At 71.6% G+C, this 24,885-nt stretch carries 23 protein-coding genes and 2 tRNA genes; 17 read left to right on the top strand and 8 right to left on the bottom strand.

From position 1 onward, the window contains the following. Positions 1 to 43: 43 nt before the first annotated feature. The 6 genes from ACFVHK_RS12100 to ACFVHK_RS12075 all read left to right on the top strand — a co-directional run bounded on the left by ACFVHK_RS12100 (position 44) and on the right by ACFVHK_RS12075 (position 6,168). Positions 44 to 571 (top strand): ribose-5-phosphate isomerase, encoded by a 528-nt coding sequence (locus ACFVHK_RS12100; protein ID WP_129235119.1) that lies wholly within the window; start codon positions 44 to 46, stop codon positions 569 to 571. A gap of 3 nt (positions 572 to 574) precedes the next feature. Next, positions 575 to 1,579: an Fpg/Nei family DNA glycosylase gene (locus ACFVHK_RS12095; protein WP_129235121.1), complete on the top strand. Its 1,005-nt coding sequence runs from the start codon at positions 575 to 577 to the stop codon at positions 1,577 to 1,579. 13 nt (positions 1,580 to 1,592) lie between these two features. Then, the gene (locus tag ACFVHK_RS12090) at positions 1,593 to 2,285 is read left to right on the top strand and encodes an FMN-binding negative transcriptional regulator (protein WP_376929008.1); all 693 of its coding nucleotides are present in this window, start codon (positions 1,593 to 1,595) and stop codon (positions 2,283 to 2,285) included. After that, positions 2,282 to 3,811, top strand: coding sequence for an amidohydrolase (locus ACFVHK_RS12085; RefSeq protein WP_376929007.1), 1,530 nt, complete (start codon positions 2,282 to 2,284; stop codon positions 3,809 to 3,811). The genes ACFVHK_RS12090 and ACFVHK_RS12085 overlap by 4 nt, the downstream gene beginning before the upstream one ends. 276 nt (positions 3,812 to 4,087) lie before the next feature. After that, positions 4,088 to 5,503 (top strand): sensor histidine kinase, encoded by a 1,416-nt coding sequence (locus ACFVHK_RS12080; RefSeq protein WP_376929006.1) that lies wholly within the window; start codon positions 4,088 to 4,090, stop codon positions 5,501 to 5,503. Next, positions 5,500 to 6,168, top strand: a complete 669-nt coding sequence (locus ACFVHK_RS12075) for a response regulator (protein WP_376929005.1) — start codon at positions 5,500 to 5,502, stop codon at positions 6,166 to 6,168. The genes ACFVHK_RS12080 and ACFVHK_RS12075 overlap by 4 nt, the downstream gene beginning before the upstream one ends. 21 nt (positions 6,169 to 6,189) lie before the next feature. Here the strand turns inward: ACFVHK_RS12075 and ACFVHK_RS12070 are convergent, their stop codons facing one another. From ACFVHK_RS12070 to ACFVHK_RS12050, 5 genes are all read right to left on the bottom strand, one after another. Next, positions 6,190 to 6,900 (bottom strand): hypothetical protein, encoded by a 711-nt coding sequence (locus tag ACFVHK_RS12070; protein WP_376929004.1) that lies wholly within the window; start codon positions 6,898 to 6,900, stop codon positions 6,190 to 6,192. Positions 6,901 to 6,965: 65 nt separating this feature from the next. Next, on the bottom strand, positions 6,966 to 7,676 hold the full coding sequence (locus ACFVHK_RS12065; protein ID WP_376929003.1) for a hypothetical protein: 711 nt from the start codon (positions 7,674 to 7,676) through the stop codon (positions 6,966 to 6,968). Positions 7,677 to 7,747: 71 nt separating this feature from the next. Next, on the bottom strand, positions 7,748 to 8,251 hold the full coding sequence (locus ACFVHK_RS12060; protein ID WP_376929002.1) for a Dps family protein: 504 nt from the start codon (positions 8,249 to 8,251) through the stop codon (positions 7,748 to 7,750). Positions 8,252 to 8,448: 197 nt separating this feature from the next. After that, a tRNA-Gly gene (locus ACFVHK_RS12055) sits at positions 8,449 to 8,519 on the bottom strand. Positions 8,520 to 8,623: 104 nt separating this feature from the next. Then, entirely contained in the window at positions 8,624 to 12,307 is a 3,684-nt protein-coding gene (locus ACFVHK_RS12050; protein WP_376929001.1) for an SCO7613 C-terminal domain-containing membrane protein, read from the bottom strand. Between the two features lie 198 nt (positions 12,308 to 12,505). Here ACFVHK_RS12050 and ACFVHK_RS12045 point away from each other — a divergent pair. From ACFVHK_RS12045 to clpX, 6 genes are all read left to right on the top strand, one after another. Continuing rightward, positions 12,506 to 12,580: transfer RNA gene (locus tag ACFVHK_RS12045), tRNA-Pro, on the top strand. A gap of 52 nt (positions 12,581 to 12,632) precedes the next feature. Beyond that, complete coding sequence (gene tig, locus ACFVHK_RS12040) at positions 12,633 to 14,042, top strand: trigger factor (RefSeq protein WP_129235752.1); 1,410 nt, start codon at positions 12,633 to 12,635, stop codon at positions 14,040 to 14,042. Positions 14,043 to 14,134: 92 nt separating this feature from the next. Beyond that, positions 14,135 to 14,644, top strand: coding sequence for a tetratricopeptide repeat protein (locus ACFVHK_RS12035; protein WP_376929000.1), 510 nt, complete (start codon positions 14,135 to 14,137; stop codon positions 14,642 to 14,644). Positions 14,645 to 14,749: 105 nt separating this feature from the next. Further along, entirely contained in the window at positions 14,750 to 15,340 is a 591-nt protein-coding gene (locus ACFVHK_RS12030) for an ATP-dependent Clp protease proteolytic subunit (protein ID WP_154347574.1), read from the top strand. A 19-nt stretch (positions 15,341 to 15,359) separates the two neighbouring features. Beyond that, positions 15,360 to 16,031, top strand: coding sequence for an ATP-dependent Clp protease proteolytic subunit (locus ACFVHK_RS12025; RefSeq protein ID WP_376928999.1), 672 nt, complete (start codon positions 15,360 to 15,362; stop codon positions 16,029 to 16,031). 140 nt (positions 16,032 to 16,171) lie between these two features. Continuing rightward, on the top strand, positions 16,172 to 17,449 hold the full coding sequence (gene clpX, locus ACFVHK_RS12020; protein WP_376928998.1) for an ATP-dependent Clp protease ATP-binding subunit ClpX: 1,278 nt from the start codon (positions 16,172 to 16,174) through the stop codon (positions 17,447 to 17,449). 26 nt (positions 17,450 to 17,475) lie between these two features. Here clpX and ACFVHK_RS12015 read toward each other — a convergent pair whose 3' ends face one another. Then, on the bottom strand, positions 17,476 to 17,748 hold the full coding sequence (locus ACFVHK_RS12015; protein ID WP_376928997.1) for a hypothetical protein: 273 nt from the start codon (positions 17,746 to 17,748) through the stop codon (positions 17,476 to 17,478). A gap of 145 nt (positions 17,749 to 17,893) precedes the next feature. Next, positions 17,894 to 19,015, bottom strand: coding sequence for a septation protein SepH (gene sepH / locus ACFVHK_RS12010; protein WP_376928996.1), 1,122 nt, complete (start codon positions 19,013 to 19,015; stop codon positions 17,894 to 17,896). Positions 19,016 to 19,208: 193 nt separating this feature from the next. Between sepH and ACFVHK_RS12005 the strand changes: the two genes are divergently transcribed. Further along, positions 19,209 to 19,502 (top strand): DUF4193 domain-containing protein, encoded by a 294-nt coding sequence (locus ACFVHK_RS12005; protein WP_129233012.1) that lies wholly within the window; start codon positions 19,209 to 19,211, stop codon positions 19,500 to 19,502. Here the strand turns inward: ACFVHK_RS12005 and ACFVHK_RS12000 are convergent. Further along, positions 19,499 to 19,963, bottom strand: a complete 465-nt coding sequence (locus tag ACFVHK_RS12000; RefSeq protein WP_129233011.1) for a DUF3093 domain-containing protein — start codon at positions 19,961 to 19,963, stop codon at positions 19,499 to 19,501. The two genes, ACFVHK_RS12005 and ACFVHK_RS12000, sit on opposite strands and share 4 nt — an antisense overlap. 38 nt (positions 19,964 to 20,001) lie before the next feature. On the opposite strand from ACFVHK_RS12000, the gene dut reads away from it, so the two are divergent. From dut to acnA, 4 genes are all read left to right on the top strand, one after another. Then, positions 20,002 to 20,460 (top strand): dUTP diphosphatase, encoded by a 459-nt coding sequence (gene dut, locus ACFVHK_RS11995; RefSeq protein ID WP_376928995.1) that lies wholly within the window; start codon positions 20,002 to 20,004, stop codon positions 20,458 to 20,460. Continuing rightward, positions 20,457 to 21,077 (top strand): DUF3710 domain-containing protein, encoded by a 621-nt coding sequence (locus ACFVHK_RS11990; protein ID WP_129233009.1) that lies wholly within the window; start codon positions 20,457 to 20,459, stop codon positions 21,075 to 21,077. Before dut ends, ACFVHK_RS11990 begins: the two co-directional genes overlap by 4 nt. Beyond that, positions 21,074 to 21,841 carry a DUF3159 domain-containing protein gene (locus ACFVHK_RS11985; RefSeq protein ID WP_376928994.1) on the top strand — a complete coding sequence of 256 codons (768 nt, stop codon included), beginning with the start codon at positions 21,074 to 21,076 and terminating at the stop codon, positions 21,839 to 21,841. The genes ACFVHK_RS11990 and ACFVHK_RS11985 overlap by 4 nt, the downstream gene beginning before the upstream one ends. 158 nt (positions 21,842 to 21,999) lie before the next feature. Then, positions 22,000 to 24,810 carry an aconitate hydratase AcnA gene (gene acnA / locus ACFVHK_RS11980; RefSeq protein WP_376928993.1) on the top strand — a complete coding sequence of 937 codons (2,811 nt, stop codon included), beginning with the start codon at positions 22,000 to 22,002 and terminating at the stop codon, positions 24,808 to 24,810. Positions 24,811 to 24,885 lie beyond the last annotated feature (75 nt).

Here is a 24,885-nt window from a genome sequence, read left to right as displayed (position 1 = left end):
CACCTGACGGCGGGAGGTGTGCCCGGCTCCCTAGACTTGGCCCATGCGCATCCACATCGCGACCGACCACGCCGGCCTCGAGTTCAGCCGGACGCTCCAGGCGCACCTCGTCAATGGCGGTCACGAGGTCGTCGACCACGGGCCCGTCGAGTACGACGCGCTCGACGACTACCCCGCCTTCTGCATCAACGCCGCGCTCGCCGTCGCCCGTGACCAGGCCGCCGGCGTGAGGACGCTCGGCGTGGTGTTCGGCGGATCCGGCAACGGCGAGCAGATCGCGGCGAACAAGGTCGCCGGCATCCGCGCCGCCCTCGTCTGGAGCATGGACACCGCGATCCTCGCGCGCCAGCACAACGACGCGAACGTCATCTCGATCGGCGCGCGACAGCACACGGTCGAGGAGGCGATCCGCTACATCGACGCCTTCATCGCGGAGCCGTTCTCGGGCGACGAGCGCCACGTGCGGCGCATCGGCCAGCTCGCGGAGTACGAGACCACGGGCGACATCGCCGGCAAGGGCGTCGACGTCGACGGCTCGACCGGCCGCGTCGTCGACGCGCCCGCGGAGTAGCCGGTGCCCGAGGGCCACTCCGTCCACCGCATCACGCGCCAGTTCGAGCGCAACTTCGTCGGCCACGTCGTGCACGCCTCCAGCCCGCAGGGCCGATTCGCCGAGGGCGCCGCAGACCTCGACGGCCGGCGCATGGTCGACGCGCGCGCCGTCGGCAAGCAGATGTTCCTCGGGTTCGAGGGCGACCGCTGGCTGCGGGTGCACCTCGGCATGTACGGCGCGTGGGACTTCGCGGGCGACATCCTGATGGACGCCACCATCGCGTCGTCGAACGGACGCATGGGCCAGACGAACCAGCGGGGCACCTTCCTCGACGGCCCGAACCCCGACGCGGTCGTGTTCGACGGCGCCGGCGAGAACTCGGTCACCTCGATCGGCGCGCCGCGCCGCACGCGGCTGCGGATGTCGGAGTCGGAGAAGGAGGGGGCCGCGCTCGAGGCCTTCCCGCCGGAACCGGTCGGGCAGGTCCGCGTGCGCCTGCTCACCGACACGGTCGTCGCCGACCTCCGTGGCCCGACGGCCTGCGAGGTGCTCGATCCGGCGCAGGTCGAGCAGGTGGTCGGCAGGCTCGGCCCCGACCCGCTGCTCGACGACGGCGCCGAGGCGGAGGATCGCTTCACGAGCGTCGTCCGCCGGAAGCCCACGCCCATCGGGCTCCTCCTCATGGACCAGAACGTCGTCTCCGGCATCGGCAACGTCTACCGCGCCGAGCTGCTCTTCCGCGCCCGGCTGAACCCGCACACCCCGGGCCGGCTGGTGCCGGAGGAGACGGTGCGCGAGCTCTGGCACGACTGGGCGCGGCTGCTCCGCGTCGGCGTCGAGACCGGCCAGATGATGACGATGGACGGCCTCGAGGGCGAGGCCTGGCGCGCCGCCATGGCGAACCGCGACGATCGTCACTGGGTGTACAAGCGCGAGGGCCTGCCGTGCCGCGTCTGCGGGACGAACATCGCCCTCGAGGAGATGGGCGCCAGGAAGCTCTACTGGTGCCCGAACTGCCAGGCCTAGGAGCGCGAACCCCATGAGACAGAACCCCAGCTTCACCCTCGCGAGCGAGGAGGGCGTGAAGCGCCTCGTGCGCGAGCATCCGTGGGCGACGATCGTGTCGATGACGGATGCCTCGGGGCTCGTCGCCTCGCACTACCCGGTGCTCCTCGACGAGACGGCCGACGGCATCGCCCTGCTCACCCACGTCGGGCGGCCCGACGACGTCGTCCACGAGCTCGGCCGGCACGAGGTGCTCGTGATCATCCAGGGGCCGCACGGCTACGTCTCGCCCGGCTGGTACGACGCGAACCCCGCCGTGCCGACGTGGAACTTCGTGACCGCGCACCTGCACGGCACGCCCGAGCTGCTCGAGCCCGACGAGAACCTGCGGGTCCTCGACGCCCTCGTCGACCACTTCGAGGGGCGGATGCCGGAACCCCGCGGCATGCGCTCGACGCCCGCGAACGCTGCCTACGCCGAGCGCATCGCCGCCGGCACGGTCGGCCTCCGCATCCCGATCACGCGGTTCGTCGCGAAGAACAAGATGAGCCAGAACCGCCCCGACGAGACGGTCGACCGGATCATCGCCGAGCTCGATGGCGACGGGCCGTACGCGAGCCCCGCGCTCGCCGCGGAGATGCGCCGGACGCACGACGCGCTCCGCGCGGCGCGCGCCGCGCGCGGCTCCGACGCGTCGCCTGCGCCCGCCCCAGGGGAGCCGGCATGAGCCGCGCGGATGCCGCGGCGCGACCCCCGGCTCCCGACGCGCTCGTCCTCGCCGGGGCGCGCCTGCCCGGCGAGGCGCGCCCGGTCGACGTGCACCTCGACCGCGGCGTGGTCCGCGCCGTCGTGCCGGCGGGCAGCGTCGAGCCCTCGCCTGCCGCGCGACGTCTCGAACTCGCCGGCCGCTGGGTCGTCCCGGGCCTCTGGGACCGCCACGTCCACCTCTCCCAATGGGCGATGGTGTCGCGCCGGCTCGACCTCGGCGGGGTCGGATCGGCCGCCGAGGCCGCGGCGCTCGTCGCGGCATCCGTCACCGGCGGAGCCGACGAGGTCGTCGGCTTCGGCTACCGTGACGGCCTCTGGCCCGACGTGCCCGCCATCGACCTGCTCGACGCGGTCTCGGGCGACGTGCCGGTCGTGCTCGTGTCCGCGGACCTGCACTCCTGCTGGGTCAACCGCGCCGCGGCGAGGCGCCACGGTCTCGCGGAGGCGGCGGGGGAGACCGGCGTGCTGCGCGAGGACGACTGCTTCCGCCTCGTCCGCGAGCTCGACGACCTCGCCGACGACGTGCTCGACGCCTGGGTCGACGAGGCCTCGCGCGCGGCCGCGGCCCGAGGCGTGGTCGGCGTCGTCGACCTCGAGATGCGGTGGAACCGCGACGATTGGGCGCGGCGGGCGGCGGGCGGGGCCGACGCGCTTCGCGTCCGGTTCGGCGTCTACACGCGCGACCTCGACCGCGCCCAGTCAGCGGGCCTCCGCACGGGCGACGAGGTCGAGGGCACGGGCGGGCTCGTCCGCGTCGGACCGTACAAGGTGATCACCGACGGCTCCCTCAACACCAGGACCGCGTGGTGCGTCGACCCGTACGCCGGCCTGGCGGCCGACGAGCACCCGCACGGCCTCGTGAACGTGCCCTACGACGAGCTCGTCCCGCACCTCCGGCACGCCGACCGGATCGGACTCGCTCCGGCCGTCCACGCGATCGGCGATCGCGCGAACGAACGCGCGCTCGACGCGCTCGAGGCGGTCCGTCCGGGCGGATGGCGCGGTCGCGCGTCGATCGAGCACGCGCAGTTGCTGCGCCGCGACGACCTCGCCCGGTTCGCCGCGCTCGGGGTCGTCGCGAGCGTCCAGCCCGAGCACGCCATGGACGACCGCGACGTCGCAGACCTCTACTGGGCGGGCCGCACGGATCGCGCGTTCATGCTCCGCGACCTCGCCGCCGCCGGAGTCGACCTCGCGCTCGGCTCCGATGCGCCCGTCGCGCCGCTCGACCCCTGGATCGCCATCGCCGCGGCGGTCGGCCGGTCCCGCGGGGGGCGCGAGCCGTGGCATCCGGAGCAGGCGATCGACGCGCGCGTCGCCCTCGCCGCGTCCACCGACGGGACCGGCGCGGAGGTGCGCCGGGGCAGGGTCGCCGACCTCGCCGTCGTCGAGCACGATCCGCTCGCGGCATCCGTCGACGAACTGAGGGGGATGCCGGTGGCGCTCACGCTGCTCGGCGGACGCGTCACGCACGACGCGCTCTGAGGCGCGAGCGGCCGCGATCGCGACTCCGGTCCGCCCCCGTTCCGACGGGGGTGAACCCCCGTGCGGTTCGGGGTGGCCGTCGGCTGTGGCGGGCGCATCGCGCTCGGGAGGCTTGAGGCATGATCCGGCTCATCCGCCGACCCGATGGCGACGCGGATCCGGACACGCCGAACACCCATACCGGCATGCGGCGACACGCGGGCCAGGTGACGACGGGACAGTCCACCGTCGTCGAACCGTGTCGGCGTGCGACGATGACCGAGGAGACGAACGACCATGACCACGCTCACCGACCCCGCACCGACCGGCTCGATCACGCCGGCGGCGACGACGGATTCCGCCCCGCGACGCCGCGGATACGGCGCGCTCTGGGCGAGCCTGCCGCGCGAACTCGGTTACGTGCTCCTCGGGTTCCCGATCGCGCTCGTCGCGTTCGTCACCCTCGTGACGCTGTTCTCGACGGGCGTGAGCCTGCTCGTCGTCGTCGTCGGGCTCGTCATCGTCGTCGCCTCGCTCTACACCGCCCGCGGATTCGGCACCTTCGAACTGGTGCGGTTGCGCTGGGCGGGCCGGCCGGCCATCCGGCGGCCGCAGTGGGATGCCGCGGCGCCCGTCGGCGAGGGTCCGTGGCGGGCGTTCTTCGCGCCGTTCGTCGACGGCCACTACTGGCTCTACCTGCTGCACGGCATGGTGGTCGCGCCGATCGTGTCGCTGTTCACCTGGACCGTGACCGTCGTCTGGGCCTCGATCGCGCTCGGCGGCCTGACGTACTGGATCTGGGCGATCTTCGTGCCGCAGGACTCGCGCGACACCTGGCCGGTCGAATGGCTCCTCGACCGGGTCTGGCCGGGCGGATCCGCGGCACTCGCCCTGGACCCGCTCGTGGTCGAGGCCGTCGCGCAGTTCGTGCTCGGCGCCGTGTTCCTCCTGACGCTGCCGCTCATCACCGCCGGCTTCACGCTGATGCACGACGGGATCGGACGCGGCATGCTCGGCGCCTGGCGGTCGGAGGCGCTCGAACGCCAGGTGCAGCACCTGGCGGCGTCGCGCGGCGCGGCCGTGCAGGCGGAGGACGCCGCGCTGCGACGGCTCGAGCGCGACATCCACGACGGCCCGCAGCAGCGTCTCGTGCGCCTGCAGATGGACCTCGCGGCCATCGAGCGCAAGCTCGACGCCGACCCCGAGGCGGCGAAGGGGCTGCTCGCCGAGGCACGCGACCAGGCGCGCGACACCCTCGACGAACTCCGGGCGCTCTCGCGCGGGTTCGCGCCGCCGCTGCTGCAGGACCGCGGGCTCGCCAGCGCGCTGGAGTCCCTCGCTGCGCGGAGCCCCGTGCCCGTCGAGCTCGAGTGGATGCTCCCGACGGATGCCGCCCTGCCTGCCGCCATCGAGCGGAACGCCTACTTCATCGCCGCCGAGCTGCTGACCAATGCGGCCAAGCACTCGGGTGCGAGCGCCATCCGCCTGCGCCTCGCCCAGCGCGACACGGGCGCGACCGGCCTCTGGCTCGACCTCTGGGTGACCGACAACGGCCATGGTGGCGCGGTGGCGAGGCCGGGCCACGGGCTCGCGGGCCTCGACGAGCGCGTGCGCGGCCTCGGCGGCGTGCTGCTGGTCGACAGCCCCGCCGGGGGACCGACGGTGATCGGCGCCCACTTCCCGTTCACGCCCGTCGATAGGGTGGGCGCGTGAGCGAGACCGCAACGCCCGCCCCACCCGTCCGCGTCGTCCTCGCGGAGGACTCGATGCTCCTCCGCGAGGGGCTCGTGCGGCTCTTCGACGAGGCCGGCTTCGAGACGGTCGGCGCCTACGGCGACGCCGACGCGCTGCTCGCCGACCTGGACCGTGCAGCGCCGGAGGTCGCGGTGCTCGACGTCCGCATGCCGCCCACGTTCCGCGACGAGGGGGTCCGGGCCGCCATCGAGCTCCGCCGTCGGCGGCCGGGGATCGGCGTGCTCCTGCTCAGCCAGTACGTCGAGGGCACCTATGCGCACGAGCTGCTCGCCTCCGCCGACGGTGGGATGGGCTACCTGCTGAAGGACCGCGTGGCCTCGCTCGAGGACCTCGAGGATGCGGTGCTCCGCATCCGGGACGGCGGCACCGTGCTCGACCCGCAGGTCGTGCGCGAGCTGCTCTCGCGGCGCGGCGACCCGCTGGCCTCCCTCACTCCGCGCGAACGGGAGGTGCTGGAGCTCATGGCCGAGGGGCGCACGAACGCCGGCATCGCCGGGCAGTTGTTCATCGGCGTCGGCGCCGTCGAGAAGAACGTGACCTCGATCTTCCAGAAGCTCGGCCTCGAGGACTCGGGCACGGATCACCGGCGGGTGCTCGCCGTGCTGGCCTGGCTGCAGCGCTGACGGGGCCCACGCCGGCGATGTTCAGTCGTGGGGTGTCGGGCGAAGCGGCGTGTACGTGCCGAAGACCTCGCGGTACCGTACGTAGCCGATCCGAGCCCAGAGCACGAACCAGCCGACCGCGATGACGACGCCGACGCCCACTGCGACGGCGGTCCCACCGCCGAACGCGGTCACGACGGCGCCGATGAGCAGCCCGACCATGGCGCTCTCCACCGAAGTGATCACCGTCATCGAGCTGGCGAAGGGCTGGCTCGGGCGGGGACCGAACGGGAAGTAGGTGCGGTGCGCACCGAGCCGGTCGTCGTTCGCGGAGCTGAGCAGGTACGGGGCGAGCCCGGGATCGAGGTCGAGGTACGCGCCGCGCAGCCGGTTCATCGCGATGACGTAGGCGAGGTCCTCGGTCATGCCGTTGAGCACGCGCGTCTGCGTGATGAAGCCGAGCAGGGTGAGCAGCGCCAGCACGCTGATCGCCGCGACGCCGAACCAGCCGCGGAATCCGGTCACGTTGCCGAGCACGCTGAGCGTGACCAGACCCGCCGAGACGAGCGTCAGGAAGATCGCGATCCGCGTGAGCAACTCGCTCTGGGTGGTGCTCCGCGACGCGAGGAGGCTCCAGTGCTCGGTCGCGAGCATCTGCGCGCGGAGCGAGCGCTGCGCGTCGGTGAGTCCGTCGGCCGTGGGCCGACGGTCGTCGGCGGACGGAGGAGGGTCGATCCCGGGTGCATCCGACATGGCGGCATTCTGCCCTCGGTCCCCGATCGCCGCACCCCTCGGGACTCGACCGACCCCGGACGCGCTCAGTCGGCGGAGGTCGTCCGCAACGGGGAATGGAGGCGGAACATCGCGGTGTACCCGCGATAGCCGGTCCTCATCCAGGCGGCGATCGAGCCCAGGCCGGCGAGGACCCCGAGGCTGATCGCCAGCCAGATCGGGCCGGCGAGACCGAGCACCACGCCGCCGACGAAGAGGGCGATCACTGCAGCCACGACCACGGAGATGATCATCGCCGAGCTCGCCCAGATCTGGCCCGGTCGCGGGCTGTAGGCGTAGTACGTCTGTGCGCTCCCCGCCTCATCGTCGTTCGCGGAGGTCACGAGGTAGTCGGCGATCCCGGGATCGAGGTCGAGGTACGCGCCGCGCAGCCGGTTCATCGCGAGCACGAACATCAGGTCGTCGAGCGAGGCGTTGAAGGCCCGCTTCTGGGTGATGAGTCCGAGCAGCACGAGCAGCAGGAGCACGCCGAGCGCGGCGACGCCGAACCAGCCGCGGAACCCGGTCGCGTTCCCGAGCACGCTGAGCGTGACGAGACCCGCGGACACGAGCGTGAGGTAGATGGCGATGCGCGTCAGCACCTCGCTCTGCGTCGTGCTCCGCGACGCGAGGAGGCTCCAGTGCTCGGTCGCCAGCATCTGGGCCCGCAGCGACCGCTGGGCGTCCGTGAGCTCCTCGGCGCTCGGCCGCTCGGGATCCGGTCGACGCGACGCATCGGGCCCAGGTGCATCCGCCATGGCGGCATTCTGCACCCGGGCCCGTGTCGCCGCTGCCGTCGCCGCGGCGTGTCCGAGCTCGCGCCGGTCGACTACGTCACGCTGACGTGCGCAGCGAGGAACCACCGGTCCTTGTCGAGACCCTGGCGGATCGCGATCGCCACGTCCTGGCTCGCCGGGTCGAGTTCCTCGAGCCCCTCGATCGCCGCGTTCACCCGAGCCGTGGCGACGTCGATCTGCGCGACGACGTCGGCGATCGTGTCGTCGGACTGCTTGAAGCCCGCCTTCGGGTTGGCGGCCGCGCTCCCGGAGGCGATCGTCGCCATCCGCGCGTCGATCGGCAGCCCGAGGGCGACGACGCGCTCTGCCGCGAGGTCGGCCCACTCCTGCGCGTGGTCGACGACGGTGTCGAGGAACTCGTGCACCTCGAGGAAGTCGCGGCCGCGCACGTTCCAGTGCGCCTGCTTGCCGTTGATCGCGAGCACGGTCAACTCGTGGACGAGCGGCGTGAAGAACTGGGAGACGCCCGAGGCGACCTCCGGGTCGGCTCCGGCCATCGGAGCCGTGGACTTCGATGCGGTCTTCGAGTCGGTCATGTGGTCCCCTTCCACTCGTACCCTTACGGATGCCACGGTAGGGCCAACGTCCGCCGGCGTCGCGGGATTCCCCGCGGACTCGCAGGGGCTTGACTCCGGCCGACCGATGGTGGCGAATCACCGCACCCGCAACGAGAAACGGCTGAACCCGCGTGTCCGCGGTTCAGCCGTTCACGATGTCCTGGGACATCACAGGGAGGGGATGACGGGAATCGAACCCGCACCATCAGTTTGGAAGACTGAGGCTCTACCATTGAGCTACATCCCCGAGCACCCGCGAGCGGGCACCCGATCATCGTACACGCCGACGCGAGCCGGTTCGTGCACGAACGGGTCGCGGCGCGCCTCCCGTGCGGGCCGTGGGGGTTCGCCTCAGCGCAGCGAACCGATGGTGCGGATGACTCCGCGAGCCAGGCGCATCTGACGCTCGTACGTCGCCGCGATCGTGATCAGGAGCGCGCCGGCGATCCCGAGCCACAGCCACCACCACACCGCCTCGTACAGCAGCGTGATCCACGGCCAGAGCTGTGCGACCGTGTGCACGAGCAGCACGGCGCCACCCAGCAGGAGCGGTGCCTGGAGCCGGACCACCGCCCCGATCACGACCGCCGAGACCGCGACGACGCCGAGTGCCACCAGACGCCAGAGTGCGGGGTCGGTCCAGTCCGCGATGAGCGCGGGCACCATGAGCACGGCGAGGCCCGGACCGAGGGCCGGCCAGCTCCCCACAGCGGGCGATCGCCGCATCCGGATCGCTCCGGCGGCGACGAGCGCCGCGCCGATGGGAACCGTGACCAGGTCGAACGGATCGACCGAGCGCAGGACGAGCGCGAGCCCGCCGGCGCCGACCGCCATGGCGAGGGCGGTCCACCTGAGCGCGGCGCCGGCGAACGGCCGCGACCGCGTCGTGGTGCCGAGCACGTACGTACCGCCCAGGACGACGAGGAGCACCGCGGTGCGGAGGTCGGCGTCGACGCCCTCGGCGATCGCGATCGTGGTCGGGATCGCGGCCAGTGCGAGGGATGCCGCGAGCACAGCCTCGGCCGCGCGCTGCGGCTCGACGCGGTCTCGGACCCAGGGCACGACCGCGACGAGCCCCACCCCGAACGCGAGGACGGGCCAGAACTCGACGGGAAGCGCGCCGTCAACGCCTCCGGCGATCGCGGACCCGCGCAGGACGGCGGCGCCGGTCGCGGCCACCCACCCGGTCGCGACGACGAGCATCCGGATGGGGACGCCGCGGAGGAGATCCGGCGTGAAGCTCCCGGCGATCACGAACACGGCACCGGTCGCGACGAGCAGCAGCGTTCGCAGTGCTGAGTCGCCCGCCAGGGCGACGCTCGGCAGGACGGCAACGGCCGCCGCCGCCGCGAGGAGCGCGGTGCGCCCGGCGGCGGTCGAGTCGGTCGCCGGCCGCCTCCAGATGAGGAGCGCCGCCGACGCCAGCAGTCCGGCCGCGAGCGGAAGCGTGTACGTCTCGACCGCGTCGATGCCGCGGGCGTCGGGCCATGCCCAGACGGTCCCGACGCCGAGCGCGAGCGATCCCCATGACGCGTGCACCGCGGGCGAACCGCCCCCGATCGGATCGCCGAACATCGCGGCGATCAGCAACGGCACCGGCGTCAGGAGGAGGAGGACGAGCCAGGCCCCGCCGGATGGCGCGGATGCCGTGAGGCCGACCACTGCCGCGATCGTCGTGAGTGCGCCGGCGACGATGCCCCAGATCCGCCTGCCGAGCGGATCCGAGGGCAGCGCCACCAGCGCGACCCCCGCGGCCGCGAGGATCGCGGCAGCGAGCCCGATCGCGACGTTCCCGCCGGCGAGGTCCACGCTGATCCCGGCACCCGCGAACGCCATCGCCAGCGGGGTGCCCGCGGCGAACAGCGCACGCATCGGGCGGAGATCCGAACGGACCCAGACGAGCCCGACGACGGCGAGCGCAGTCGCGGGGGCCCAGGCCCAGGGCGTGAAGAACGTGACGGCGAGCCACGTCGTGGCGATCATCGCCCCGGCGAACAGTGCGGCTCCGGCTGTCACGCGGTCATCGGCCGGGAGCCTGCGGGCGACAGCGAGGGCGCCGAGCGCGAGCGTCGCGACCACGGCGACGAGGAACGCGGGTTCGTCCCAGGGCGTCGAGATCGGCACGCCGGATGCCGCAGCCCAAGCGGGGAACGCGACGGTGGCGAGAAGCGCAACGAGCGAGGCGGCCACCACGTGCAGCACGCGGACCGTCGCCAGTGCCGTCCGCGCCACGCGAGCGGCGAGGACGCGCCCCGCGATCGACAACGCGACCACGGACGGCACGACCCACCACCAGAGGCCCGTCGACGAGTGGCCGACCAGCCACGCGAGTGCGGCCGCAGGGATGCCACCTGCGGCGAGAACGACGATCGCACCCCTGAGCCGCCGGACCGCGGGGATCGCAGCGGCCACCAGCGCGACGGCGGCGACCACGATGAGGCCGATGGCAGCCGCGGCCACGGTCGGCATGAGCACGGCGGCGGCGAGTGCGGTCGTGAGGGCGCCCGCGATCGCCGCCGCCGCGAAGCGGAGCAGGCGGCCGGTCAGCGCGAGGACGGCGATCAGCGCGACGGTCGTGACTGCGAGCGCGAGCACGGAGGCCCCGCCCTCGTCGGGCACGTCCCGCGGCGCGGTCGCACTGAGCGCCCACAGCCCGATCACGTCGGAGGCGAGGCTCGCCAGGCCGCCCAGCGCGATGAGGAGCGCCGGGAGCGTCGCGGCGAGTGCGACCGCGGAGGCTGCGAGGAGTGCGGGCAGCGCATCGCGGCGCACCGCGCCCATCCTCGTGGTCGCCGCGATGGCGCAGGTCACGAGCGCGGCGAGTCCGGGTGCCAGCCAGACCGTCGTCGTCCCACGGTCGAGCGCGATCCCCAGGACGAACGCGAGCGGGACGCTGAGGCCGACGGCGACCGACGCGAGGACGCGCCATCCGCTCGTCCCTGCCGCCGACGACGGCGACGCGACGAGGACGACGGCCCAGACGACCGCGACCGCGAGGAAGGACCAGAACGCCCCGAGCCCGACGGACGGGAGTGCCCAGGCGGCGGTCGCAAGGGCGATCCCGCCGCCGGTGAAGCCGAAGGTGCGCACGATGATCCGCTCGGGCCTCGGCCCGATGAACCGGGATGCCACGCCGAGGAGGGCGACGGCCGTCCCACCGAGCCACAGTCCCGTGGCGACCTCCCCGTCCGGTGCGATGGCGAAGCCGCCCGAGAACACGCCCGCGGGTGCGAGCGCCGCCGCCGCGAGCCTCGGGAGGCGCAGTCGGCTGAGGATTCCCGCGCCCGCGAGGACCGCTGCGACGACGAGCAGCGCCGCACCCCAGTAGGCCGCGGATTCGACGCGCTCCGTTCCGAAGAGGCCGTTCGCCCGGATGATCCAGGCGTCGAGGACGAGGAGGACGGCGCCGACGGCCGACACGCCCTCGGCGGTGCCCGGGAGCCGTCGGGCGCGGAGGAACCATGCGAGGACGAGGACGATCACGCTCACCGCGGCGGTGATGAGGGACCGCATCTCGAGGTCGGCGACGACGAACGCGAAGAAGAGGAAGACCATCGCGGCGACCGAGAGCAGCACGACGCCGAGCGCGAGCAGCAGCACCTGGACCCCGGAACGGCGCGGAGCCGTGGGAGGCGCCGCGCCCGGCCCGGCACCCCGGACGGGCGTCTCGGGAGCCGCGCCCACGTGCGGCGGCAACGGCGGTGCGGCCGGCGGCGGCGCTGCGATCGGCACCCCGGGCGAGGACGCGGAGCCCGCGCCAGCACTGCTCGGCACGGATGCCACGGCCGGCGGGGCCTGCTCCGCACGCATCCGGGTGATGATCGACTGCCGGTCCGCCTCCGCATCGCGCACGCGCACGCCCGCGGCCAACAGGTCGGTCGCCGCGGCGACGTCGAGCCGGAGCCCGCACACGTCGCACGTGACGCCGAGCAGGCGCGAGAAGCAGGCGGGGCACAACGTGGTGTCGGCGAACTGGGCGGGATCGCTCGGCCAGCGACGCAGATCGGGCGCGGCGGGACGCGTCGAGTCGGTCATGCGCACACTCTCGCATCGGGCCCGTTCCGGGCACCATAGGTGCCGGCCCTGACTTCGTCATCCACAGGCGGCGCGGGCGGGTCGGATCGACGCATCGGGCGCACCACGGCTCGTGCAGTAGACTTTCCCGGGTCCAATCCGTGCTTCGACGTGCTTCGGCGTGCCGACGCGCAGGACCGGCGAGTCAAGCCGGCGACTCGGGGCGTAGCTCAGCTTGGCTAGAGCGCCCGCTTTGGGAGCGGGAGGTCGCAGGTTCGAATCCTGTCGCCCCGACGAGTCGCATCGGCTCGACCACGTACTTCCACCAAACAGGAGAAACTTCCCCATGCCGACCACTTCGGTTGAGAAGCTGAGCCCGACGCGCGCCAAGCTCACCATCTCGGTGACGCCCGAGGAGCTGAAGCCCAGCATCGCCCACGCCTACGAGCACATCGCCGAGCAGATCAACGTGCCCGGTTTCCGCAAGGGCAAGGTGCCCGCGCCCGTGATCGACCAGCGGGTCGGCAAGGCCGCCGTCCTCGAGCACGCGGTCAACGAGGGCCTCGACGGCTTCTACCGCGCCGCGGTCACCGAGCACGAGCTCCGCCCCCTCGGCCGCCCGAATGCCGACATCGTCGAGTGGCCGAGCGAGTCCGACTTCTCGGGCGACCTCCTCCTCTCGATCGAGGTCGACGTGCGTCCCGAGATCGAGCTGCCCGAGTACGCGGGCCTCGAGGTGACCGTCGACTCGGTCGAGGTCGCCGACGACGAGGTCAGCGCAGAGCTCGAGCGCCTCCGCAGCCGGTTCGGCACCCTGATCACGGTCGACCGTCCGGCGAAGACGGGCGACTTCGTCACGCTCGACCTGGTCGCGAAGATCGAGGAGACCGAGGTCGACACGGCCAGCGGCGTGTCCTACGAGCTCGGCTCGGGCGAGCTGCTCGAGGGCATCGACGAGGCGCTCGACTCGCTGACCGCCGGCGAGACCACGACGTTCTCGTCGAAGCTGCTCGGCGGCGACCACGAGGGCGAGACGGCCGAGATCACCGTCACCGTCACCGCCGTGAAGGAGCGCGAGCTCCCCGAGGCCGACGACGACTTCGCGCAGATCGCGAGCGAGTTCGACACGCTCGACGAGCTGACCGCGAGCCTGAAGGACCAGGTCGCGAAGAACAAGTCGTTCGGCCAGGGCACCCAGGCCCGCGACCTCCTCGTCGACAAGCTCCTCGAGCTCGTCGAGGTCCCGGTCGCCGACAGCGTCATCGAGGACGAGGTGCACCGTCACCTCGAGTCCGAGGGGCGCCTCGAGGACGACGAGCACCGCGCCGAGGTCACCGAGGCGAGCACCAAGGCCTTCAAGACCCAGATCGTGCTCGACGCCATAGCCGAGGCCGAGAAGGTCCAGGTCAGCCAGGAGGAGCTCACGCAGTACCTCGTGCAGGGCGCCGCGCAGTACGGCATGGACCCGAACGAGTTCGTGCAGGTCCTGAGCCAGAACGGCCAGATCCCGGCCATGGTCGGCGAGGTCGCGCGCAACAAGGCGCTCGCGATCGCCCTGGGCAAGGCGAAGGTCGCGGATGCCGCGGGCAACCCGGTCGACCTGTCGGAGTTCACCGCCGTCGCCGGCGACGACGAGGGCGCCGAGGAGGCGCCCGCCGAGGCTGCCGCCGATGAGGCGCCCGCCGAGGCCGAGGAGGCTCCGGCCGAGAAGAAGCCGGCGCGCAAGCGCGCGTCGAAGAAGGCCGACGCCGAGTAATCGACGGTCGAGACGGACGGGGTCGGGCAGCACTGCCCGGCCCCGTCGTCGTCTCCGCGGTGGATGCGGCGTGATCGAAGGGACGAGCGGCGATGGGCGACGACTGGCAGCGACGGGTCGACGCGGTCTGGGACGCGGCATCCGAACTGGGGGAGCGGGAGGTGATCGCGCGGATCGACGCGCTCGCCGCAGAACTGCCCGACGACGACCCCCGCGGACCGTTCGAGGCGGCGGGAGCCCGCGACTCCGCAGGCCTCGAGGAGGAGGCCGAGCCGCGCTACCGCCGATCGCTCGAGCTCGGGCTGTCGGGGCGGGCCCGAGTCGAGGCGCACATCCAACTCGCCTCCACGGTCCGCAACCTCGGCCGACCGGCGGAATCGCTCGCCCTGCTCGACGAGGTCGCGGCCGACGCGGGCGACCTCGCCGACGCGGTGGCGGCGTTCCGCGCGCTCGCACTCGTCTCGACGGGCGCAGCGGATGCCGCGGCATCCGTCGCCCTGGTCGCGCTCGCGCCGCACCTCACGCAGTACCGCCGCGCGGTCGACGCCTACGCGCGCGAGCTCGTTGTACCGCCCGATGAGGTGCCGCGGACCGGCACTTGACGCAGCTCGCCGCGGCGCGGCATCCGCCGACGGCGAACAGTCCGGTTCCCGCGTGTTGCACCGGATAGATTCGAGACCAACACGCAACGGAACGGAGCGAAATCCATGGCCGAACCGACACTGCAGCCCAGTGTGTTCGATCGACTGCTGAAGGACCGCATCATCTGGCTCGGCTCCGAGGTGCGCGACGACAACGCGAACGAGATCGCCGCGAAGCTGCTGCTCCTCGCCGCCGAGGACCCGAAGAAGGACATCTACCTCTACATCAACTCACCCGGCGGCTCGATCACGGCGGGCATGGCGATCTACGACACCATGCAGTTCGTCCCGAACGACATCGTCACGGTCGGCATCGGCATGGCGGCCTCGATGGGCCAGTTGCTCCTCACGGCCGGGACGAAGGGCAAGCGCTACATCACCCCGAACGCCCGCGTGCTGCTCCACCAGCCGCACGGCGGCTTCGGCGGCACCGCGAGCGACATCCAGACCCAGGCGCAGCTGATCCTCGACATGAAGAAGCGACTCGCCGAGATCACCGCGGCGCAGACCGGCAAGACCGTCGAGCAGATCAACGCCGACGGCGACCGCGACCGCTGGTTCAACGCGCAGGAGGCCCTCGAGTACGGCTTCGTCGACCACATCCGCGAGTCGGCGCTCGACGTCTCGGGCGGCGGCGGGACCGATCAGGCTGCGTAGGAAGAGAGAGACAGTGAGCATGAACATCCCCGCCTTCGGCGGCACCGCCTTCCCGGGTGGCCGGCAGGCCCCGGGCTCGCGCTACATCCTGCCGAGCTTCGAGGAGCGCACGGCCTACGGCTACAAGCGCCAGGACCCCTACGCGAAGCTCTTCGAGGACCGCATCATCTTCCTCGGCGTGCAGGTCGACGACGCGTCGGCCGACGACATCATGGCGCAGCTGCTGGTGCTCGAGTCGATGGACCCCGACCGCGACATCATGATGTACATCAACTCGCCCGGTGGATCGTTCACCGCGATGACGGCGATCTACGACACGATGCAGTACATCCGGCCGCAGATCCAGACGGTCGTGCTCGGCCAGGCCGCGTCGGCCGCGGCGGTGATCGCCGCCGCGGGCACGCCCGGCCGTCGGCTCGCGCTGCCGAACGCGCGCGTGCTGATCCACCAGCCCGCGATGGGCGAGGCCGGCCACGGCCAGGCCTCCGACATCGAGATCCAGGCCGCGGAGATCATGCGCATGCGCAGCTGGCTCGAGGAGACCCTGTCCCGGCACTCCAACCGGACGCAGGAGCAGGTGAACGTCGACATCGATCGCGACAAGATCCTCTCGGCCGAGGAGGCGCGCGAGTACGGCCTCATCGACCAGGTGCTCACGTCGCGCAAGACGCTGCCGGCGCTGAGTCGCTAGTCCGAACGGGCTCACGAGGGGCGGGTGCGCATGACGCATCCGCCCCTCGTCGTGCCGTTTCCGCCAAACCGGGGCGGATCGGCCCCGAGCGGCCCGCCTCGGGCTAGGCTCGGAACAGACTCGGTTCGAGGGAGGAAGCGATGGCACGCATCGGGGAGAGCGCTGACCTCTTGAAGTGCTCCTTCTGCGGCAAGAGCCAGAAGCAGGTGCAGCAGCTCATCGCCGGTCCCGGCGTGTACATCTGCGACGAGTGCGTCGAACTCTGCAACGAGATCATCGAGGAGCGGCTCGCCGAGGCGGGGGAGCCCGAGTCGGGCGAGTTCGAGCTGCCGAAGCCGAAGGAGATCTTCGGCTTCCTCGAGGAGTACGTCATCGGCCAGGATGCCGCCAAGCGCGCCCTCGCCGTGGCGGTCTACAACCACTACAAGCGCGTCCGCGCGAAGGCGGCGATCACTCCCGCCGACCGCGCGCACGACGACGTCGAGATCGCCAAGTCGAACATCCTCCTCATTGGCCCGACCGGGTGCGGCAAGACCTACCTCGCCCAGACGCTCGCGAAGCAGTTGAACGTGCCCTTCGCAGTGGCGGATGCCACGGCGCTCACGGAGGCCGGGTACGTCGGCGAGGACGTCGAGAACATCCTCCTGAAGCTCATCCAAGCCGCCGACTACGACGTCAAGCGCGCCGAGACCGGCATCATCTACATCGACGAGGTCGACAAGATCGCGCGCAAGGCCGAGAACCCGTCGATCACGCGCGACGTGTCGGGTGAGGGCGTGCAGCAGGCGCTCCTGAAGATCCTCGAGGGCACCGTGGCATCCGTGCCCCCTCAGGGCGGTCGCAAGCACCCGCACCAGGAGTTCATCCAGATCGACACGACGAACGTCCTCTTCATCGTGGCGGGAGCCTTCGCCGGGCTCGAGGAGATCATCTCCTCGCGCGCGGGCAAGCGCGGCATCGGCTTCGGGGCACCGCTGCACTCCAAGCAGGACGAGGCGGAGCTCTTCAGCGAGGTCCTTCCCGAGGACCTGCACAAGTTCGGACTGATCCCGGAGTTCATCGGCCGCCTGCCCGTGGTCGCGACGGTCACCCCGCTCGACCGCACGGCGCTCATGGAGATCCTGACCGAGCCGCGGAACGCGCTCGTCAAGCAGTACCAGCGGATGTTCGAACTCGACGGCGTGGAGCTCGACTTCGACCAGGCCGCGCTCGAGGCGATCGCAGATCTCGCGGTGCTGCGTCAGACCGGCGCCCGCGGCCTCCGCGCGATCATGGAGGAGGTGCTCGGGCCGATCATGTTCGAGGTGCCGTCCTCCACCGGGGTCGCACGGGTGGTCGTCACGAAGGAGACGGTGATCGACAACGCCGCTCCGACCATCGTGCCGTCCAAGCCGCGCCGGGCCGAGAAGTCGGCCTGATCCCGCACTCGGACGCCCGACGGTAGTCAGTCGAACACGCGCAGCACGTGCCAGTGCGTTCCGTCGTGCCCGACGTCGAACACGTGGGTATCGCCCTCGGGACCGGTCGCCTGGAAGCGCCATCCGGTGATCGCGAGCGGAGCGCGCCCCGCGCCGGGGTCGTTGCCCGCGAAGGCGAGCCACCAGTCCGCCGGACCGACGAGCGGGGTGGGCGTGTCGTCGACGCGGAAGCGCTGCGCGCGCCAGACGAGCCGCTCGGGGACGCCCGTGTCGCTGGTCCACACTTCCGCCGGTTCCATCGTCCGCTGCATCCCGACCTCCGAGATTCGAAACTGTGTTCGAATGCTAGCACCGGGAGGTGCGTGACGGAACGCCTCGACCCCACGCCGCCCGGCGGGCAGCGTGGCGCGTCGCGGACCGGCGGCCGCTGACGGATCCCGTCGTCTACGCCAGGTCGTCGTCGCTGCGGGCGCCGAAGACGATCTCGTCCCAACTCGGCATCGCGGCGCGACCCTTCTTCTGCCGCGTCGCCTGGCCGGACTTGCCACCCCACAGCGCACGTGCCGCCGCGCCCGCGCGCTCCTGGGCCTCGTCCGCGTCCTCATCGGCGTCGCCATCGACGTGGAGCTCGGTCGCCGGCGACGGAACGGGAGTCGCAGGCGAGTCGGTCGGCGCCGGCGCCGTCGTGATCCGCTCCGGGATCGGGCCCACCTCGCGCTCGCCGCGCCGTCGGCGCAGCGCCTCGAGCAGGTCGGCCGTCTCGCCGGTGGGCGGTGCCGGCTCATCCGCTCGCTTGATGGCGGCACGTGTGACCGCAGCGCTCGACGCGGCGGTCGTCGTCGACGCACCGGGCCCGCTCGGCGCGGGCGTCGATCGAGCGGCGGCGAGTTCGGGCTGCGGCGCGGTGTCGTCGTCCGCGGACTCGGTGACGTCGAAGGTGAACGCGCCGCTGTCGAAGCGGGAGGCGTCGTCGGAGGTCGAGACCGCCCGCAACCGCGGAATCATCCCGCCCCGAACCTCGCCCTGCTTCGAGAGCGTCGTCGCATCGGCGTTCTGCGGGTGAAGCGCCTGCTTGCGCGGCTCGAACGACCACCGCGCGTCGTGGTCGATGCCGTCGGCCGTGAACTCGAGCTTGACCATCCAGCCCCGCTCCTCGTCCTTCCAGCTCGCCCAGCGCTCGCCGTGCGCGCCCAGCCCCGCGAGGCGCTCGCGCACCATCGATCCGAACGACATCGGCTCGTCGCCCTCGGCGGGCTCGGCGTGGGTCGGGACGGCGAGGGCGGAGGTGACCATGTGTTCGCGCTCGGCGATCACCGGCCCCTCGAATCGGCGGATGTCGTCGACCGACGCGCCCGTGAGCTCCGCGACCTCCTCGGCCGACAGGCCGGAGCGGATGTGCGCCTGCACCTCGCGCGGGGAGAGCTTCGGTCCGGTGCGCGTCTCCGGCACGGCCTGGCGGATGCGGGACTGCAGCACCTCGTCGACCTCGATACGGAATCGCGCGCCGTCGTCCGAGGCCGCGATGAGGGCGCCGCTCTCGACCCCGATCACCTTGAGTTCCTGCATGGCGAGAAGCCCTTCCGTGCCCTTGATCTCCGCCCAAGGATGCCATGCGGGTCCCGCGTGCGCTGGGAATACGCCGGGCGTGCCGTGAGTTGTGCATTCAACCGGTTCGGACGGTCGACGGATGGTTTGCTTACGCACTTGATTTCGTGCAGACTATGGCCGCCGAATCCTCGGCAATGGAAAAAGGATGGGAATGGCAACGGATTACGACGCGCCGCGGAAGACCGAAGACGACTCCGAGTCGATCGAGGCCCTCAAGGAGCGCGTGCCCGACAAGATGTCGGGAAGCGTCGACGTCGAGGACGCCGACAACCCCGGCAGCTTCGACCTGGCGGGAGCCGACCTGTCCGACGTCGAACTCGACGTCGTCGTGCTGCCGCCGCAGGCGGATGAGTTCACCTGCGTCAGCTGCTTCCTCGTGAAGCACCGCTCGCAGATCGACCACGAGACCAAGCTCGGGCCGATCTGCCTGGAGTGCGCCGCCTAGGCGGGCTCCCCACCGACACGAGGCCGTCGCGATCCGTTGATCGCGGCGGCCATTTCGTGCGGATGACGCGTCGACACGAGCCAGTACGGCGCCGGGTCCGCGGCATCCTCGATGGGCACCCGCACGACGTCCTTGACCCACCCGCGGATCACGAGGTACGCCCGGGCGTCGAGCCCGGTTCCGCGTTCGGTTCGCGCGGCCTCGCCCTCGGCGGGGATCGCCTCGCCCGTGAGCTCGAGCGGCACGGAGGCGCGCCCCGCGCGGAACCGTCCGTCGGCGACCTCGACGACCGGCGAGGTGAGCGTCAGCGAGCCGGCGACCGCCACGTAGAGGAGCACGCCGGTCGCGATGCCCGCGGGCAGCGACACCGGGGCGAGCACGAGGATGCTCGCGGGGACGAGCAGCAGGCTGATGAGGTAGATCCAGGGCGTCGGCCAGAGCCGTTCGCGGTAGTCGGGCATGGAACTATCAGACCAGACTTCTGCACTACCCTCGAACGGTGACCGATTCCGTCGATGTGCTGATCACGGCCGACCACGTCCCCGCCTACGCTCACCCGGGCGATGCCGGGGCCGACCTGCACGCCGGCGAGTCCGTCGTGCTCGAGCCCGGTGAGCGCGCCACCGTCGGCACCGGCGTCGCGATCGCACTGCCCGACGGCTACGTCGCGTTCGTGGTCCCGCGGTCGGGGCTGGCGTTCAAGCACGGCCTCACCATCGTGAACGCGCCCGGCACGGTCGATGCGGGCTACCGCGGCGAGATCAAGGTCGCACTGCTGAACACCGATGCCCGCGAGCCGTACCGGATCGAGGCGGGCGACCGGATCGCGCAGCTGGTGGTCATGCCGGTGAGCCGAGCGCGGTTCGTCGAGGTCGAGAAGCTGCCCGGGAGCCTTCGCGGCGAGGGAGGATTCGGATCCACCGGATTCGGGGCGAACCAGTCAGGAGCACACGCGTGAGCGACATCGAGAACATCGACGACATCCCCGTCGACCACCCCAAGTCCGCGCCGGAGGACCGCGCGACGAACGGCCCGCTGGACGAGTCCGAGGCCAACCCGGTCCGCCCGTACGTCGACCTCGGCGGCGTCAAGGTCCTGCCCCGCGAGGGACTGCACCTGCGCCTCGAGGTCGAGGAGGGCACGAAGCGCGTGGTGGCGGTCGGGCTCGACTACGCCAACTCGACCCTGCAGGTGCAGCCGTTCTCGGCGCCCAGGTCGAGCGGCCTCTGGCACGAGATCCGAGGCCAGATCGCCGAGCAGATCTCCCGGCAGGGCGGGTCGACGCAGGTGCGCGAGGGAACGTTCGGCCCCGAACTGCTCGCGCAGATCCCCGTGACGACCGCCGAGGGGCAGGCGGGCAAGATGCGACTCGCGCGCTTCATCGGCGTCGACGGGCCGCGCTGGTTCCTGCGCGGCGTCATCGCCGGCGAGGCCGCGGCCGATCCCGCGGCGGCCGCGAAGATCGAGGACCTGTTCCGGTCGATCGTCGTGGTGCGCGGGAACACGCCCATGCCCCCGCGCGACCTGATCCCGCTCCGGATGCCTGCGCCGTCCTCGGGCGGTCAACCCGCGTGAGCGAGGACCACGCCGCCGATCGCACCGACCGCGACCGCACCGGGAACGCCGACTCGTCGAACGGCGGCGAGGCGGATGACCCGACCGCTGAGCTCGGCCGACAGGTCGCCGCGGCCGCCGAGAAGTCCGGCCTCGGCCGGATCGCCCGCGACGAGACGCTGACCCCCGCCGACCTCGTCGGCGCGCTGGGCGGCATCCGCGGGCTCGCCGAGGCCATCCTGCCCGGCCTCGTCTTCCTCGTCGTCTACACGTTCACGCGCGAGCTCGGCTGGGCGCTCGGGGCCTCGCTCGGCCTCGCCGTCGTGTTCACGGCGCTGCGCCTGTTCACGCGGAGCCAACCGACGCAGGCGATCGCCGGGCTCATCGGCGTGGCGGCATCCGCTGCCCTCTCGCTCTGGACGGGTCGTGCCGAGGACAACTACGTCATCGGCTTCTACACCAACGCCGCGTACGCCGTCGCGATCCTCATCTCGCTCCTCGTCCGATGGCCGCTCGTCGGGCTCGTCGTCGGATTCCTGATGGGCGACGGCACCGCGTGGCGCCGCGAGCGGCGGAAGTACCGTGCGATGCAGTTCCTGACGGTCGTCTGGCTCGGCATGTTCGTCGCTCGGCTGCTCGTGCAGGTGCCGTTCTACTACGCGGGCAACGTCGAGGCGCTCGGCGCGACCCGCCTGCTCATGGGAGTGCCGCTCTACGCCCTGCTGCTCGTGTTCTCGTGGCTCGTGGTGCGCGCGGTCTACCCCGCGAAGCGCGCCGCCGAGTGATACAGTTATCTCGACATCAAGATAAATCACGGGTGCGGCCGGCGGCCTGTCGGCCGGTGACGCGGTTGGGCTAGCCTTGCTGGGGCGGCCACCGGCGAACCACCGCGGGTGACGCCGGGAAGGGCCGCGTCCGCGGCATCCGCGAAGGAGAGGACATCGTGTCTGCAGTGAACAGTTTCGGGGCGAAGGACACGCTCCAGGTCGGAGATGCCTCGTACGAGATCTACCGGATCGACACCGTCGCCGGGCACGAGAAGCTCCCGTTCAGCCTGAAGGTGCTGCTCGAGAACCTGCTCCGCACCGAGGACGGCGCCAACGTCACCAAGGAGCAGATCGAGGCCCTCGGCTCCTGGGTGCCGACCGCCGACCCCGACACGGAGATCCAGTTCACGCCCGCGCGCGTGGTGATGCAGGACTTCACGGGCGTGCCCTGCATCGTCGACCTCGCGACCATGCGCGAGGCCGTCGTCGCGCTCGGTGGCGACCCGAACCGGATCAACCCGCTCTCGCCCGCCGAGATGGTCATCGACCACTCGGTCATCGCCGACCTGTTCGGCACGGAGAACGCGCTCGAGCGCAACGTCGAGATCGAGTACGAGCGCAACGGCGAGCGCTACCAGTTCCTGCGCTGGGGCCAGACCGCGTTCGACGACTTCAAGGTCGTCCCGCCCGGCACCGGCATCGTGCACCAGGTCAACATCGAGCACCTCGCGAAGGTGATCTACCACCGCGATGTCGACGGCGTGACCCGTGCCTACCCCGACACCTGCGTCGGCACCGACTCGCACACCACCATGGTCAACGGGCTCGGCGTCCTCGGCTGGGGCGTCGGCGGCATCGAGGCGGAGGCGGCCATGCTCGGCCAGCCCGTGTCCATGCTCATCCCCAAGGTCGTCGGCTTCAAGCTCTCCGGCGCCATCCCCGCGGGCGTCACCGCGACCGACGTCGTGCTCACGATCACCGACATGCTGCGCAAGCACGGCGTGGTCGGCAAGTTCGTCGAGTTCTACGGCACCGGGGTGGCCTCCGTGCCGCTCGCCAACCGCGCGACCATCGGCAACATGAGCCCCGAGTTCGGCTCGACCGCGGCGATGTTCCCGATCGACGGCGTCACGATCGACTACCTGCGCCTCACCGGTCGCAGCGAGGAGCAGCTCGCGCTCGTCGAGGCCTACGCCAAGGAGCAGAAGCTCTGGCACGACGCCGACAACGAGGCCGTGTACTCCGAGTACCTCGAGCTCGACCTCTCGACGGTCGTCCCCTCGATCGCCGGTCCCAAGCGTCCTCAGGACCGCATCGTGCTCTCCGAGGCGAAGTCGCAGTTCGAGTCCGACCTGACCAACTACGCCGACGTCGACCACGACCTGGTCGACCTCGAGATCGCCGAGTCCTTCCCGGCATCCGACCCGCCCGGCAACTCGCCGGAGGACGAGCACAACCACCACATGCACCACCACCGGTCGCACGCGCCGAAGACGGCGTCCAAGCCGACCTCGGTCGAACTTGCGGATGGCACGGCCTACACGCTCGACCACGGTGCCGTGACGATCGCCGCCATCACCTCGTGCACGAACACGTCGAACCCGTCGGTCATGCTCGCCGCGGGCCTCCTCGCCCGCAACGCGGTGAAGCGGGGCCTGAAGGCGAAGCCGTGGGTGAAGACGACGCTCGCCCCGGGCTCGAAGGTCGTCACCGACTACTACGAGAAGGCCGGCCTGACGCAGGACCTCGAGGACCTCGGCTTCTACACGGTCGGCTACGGCTGCACCACCTGCATCGGCAACTCCGGGCCGCTCATCGAGGAGGTCTCGGCCGCCGTGCAGCAGAACGACCTCGCCGTGACCGCGGTGCTCTCGGGCAACCGCAACTTCGAGGGTCGCATCAACCCCGACGTGAAGATGAACTACCTCGCGAGCCCGCCGCTCGTGATCGCGTACTCGCTCGCCGGCACGATGAACTTCGACTTCGAGAACGACCCGCTCGGCACGGACTCCGACGGCAACGAGGTCTACCTGAAGGACATCTGGCCGGACGCGTCCGAGGTGCAGGCCACGATCGACTCCTCGATCGACAAGGACATGTTCGACCACCAGTACGCGAGCGTGTTCGAGGGCGACGAGCGGTGGCGCACGCTGCCGACGCCGACCGGCGCGACCTTCGAGTGGGACGCCGAGTCGACCTACGTCCGCAAGCCCCCGTACTTCGACGGCATGACCATCGAGACGACGCCGGTCTCCGACATCGTCGGCGCCCGCGTCCTGGCCCGGCTCGGCGACTCGGTCACGACCGACCACATCTCGCCGGCCGGCTCGATCAAGGCCGACAGCCCCGCGGGCCACTACCTCACGGAGCACGGCGTCGACCGCAAGGACTTCAACTCCTACGGGTCGCGCCGCGGCAACCACGAGGTCATGATCCGAGGCACGTTCGCGAACATCCGGCTGCGCAACCAGCTCCTCGACGGCGTCGAGGGCGGGTACACGCGCGACTTCACGCAGGAGGGCGGCCCGCAGTCGTTCATCTACGACGCGTCGATGAACTACCAGGCGCAGGGCATCCCGCTCGTCATCTTCGGCGGCAAGGAGTACGGCTCCGGTTCGAGCCGCGACTGGGCCGCGAAGGGCACGAGCCTCCTCGGTGTGAAGGCCGTCATCACCGAGAGCTTCGAGCGCATCCACCGGTCGAACCTCATCGGCATGGGCGTCGTCCCGCTGCAGTTCCCCGCCGGCGAGTCCGCCGAGTCGCTCGGCCTCGACGGCACCGAGGTCGTCTCGATCTCGGGCCTCGAGCAGCTGAACGAGGGCGTCACGCCGAAGACGGTGCGCGTCACGGCCGAGCCGAGCGAGTTCTCGCCGGAGGGCAAGCAGACGGTCGAGTTCGACGCGGTCGTCCGCATCGACACCCCCGGTGAGGCCGACTACTACCGCAACGGCGGCATCCTGCAGTACGTGCTTCGCAGCCTCGTCTGACGACGGCGCACGACGGGGGCGGCGGGCTTCGGCTCGCCGCCCCCGATCTCTGCCGGGGCTCACAGGTCGTCCGGC

This window comes from Agromyces binzhouensis, from assembly GCF_042672355.1.
In the GTDB taxonomy this organism is placed as follows: Bacteria; Actinomycetota; Actinomycetes; order Actinomycetales; family Microbacteriaceae; genus Agromyces; species Agromyces binzhouensis.
Note: the sequence above shows the minus strand (reverse complement) of the source record. Positions and strands in the feature narration are given on the sequence as shown.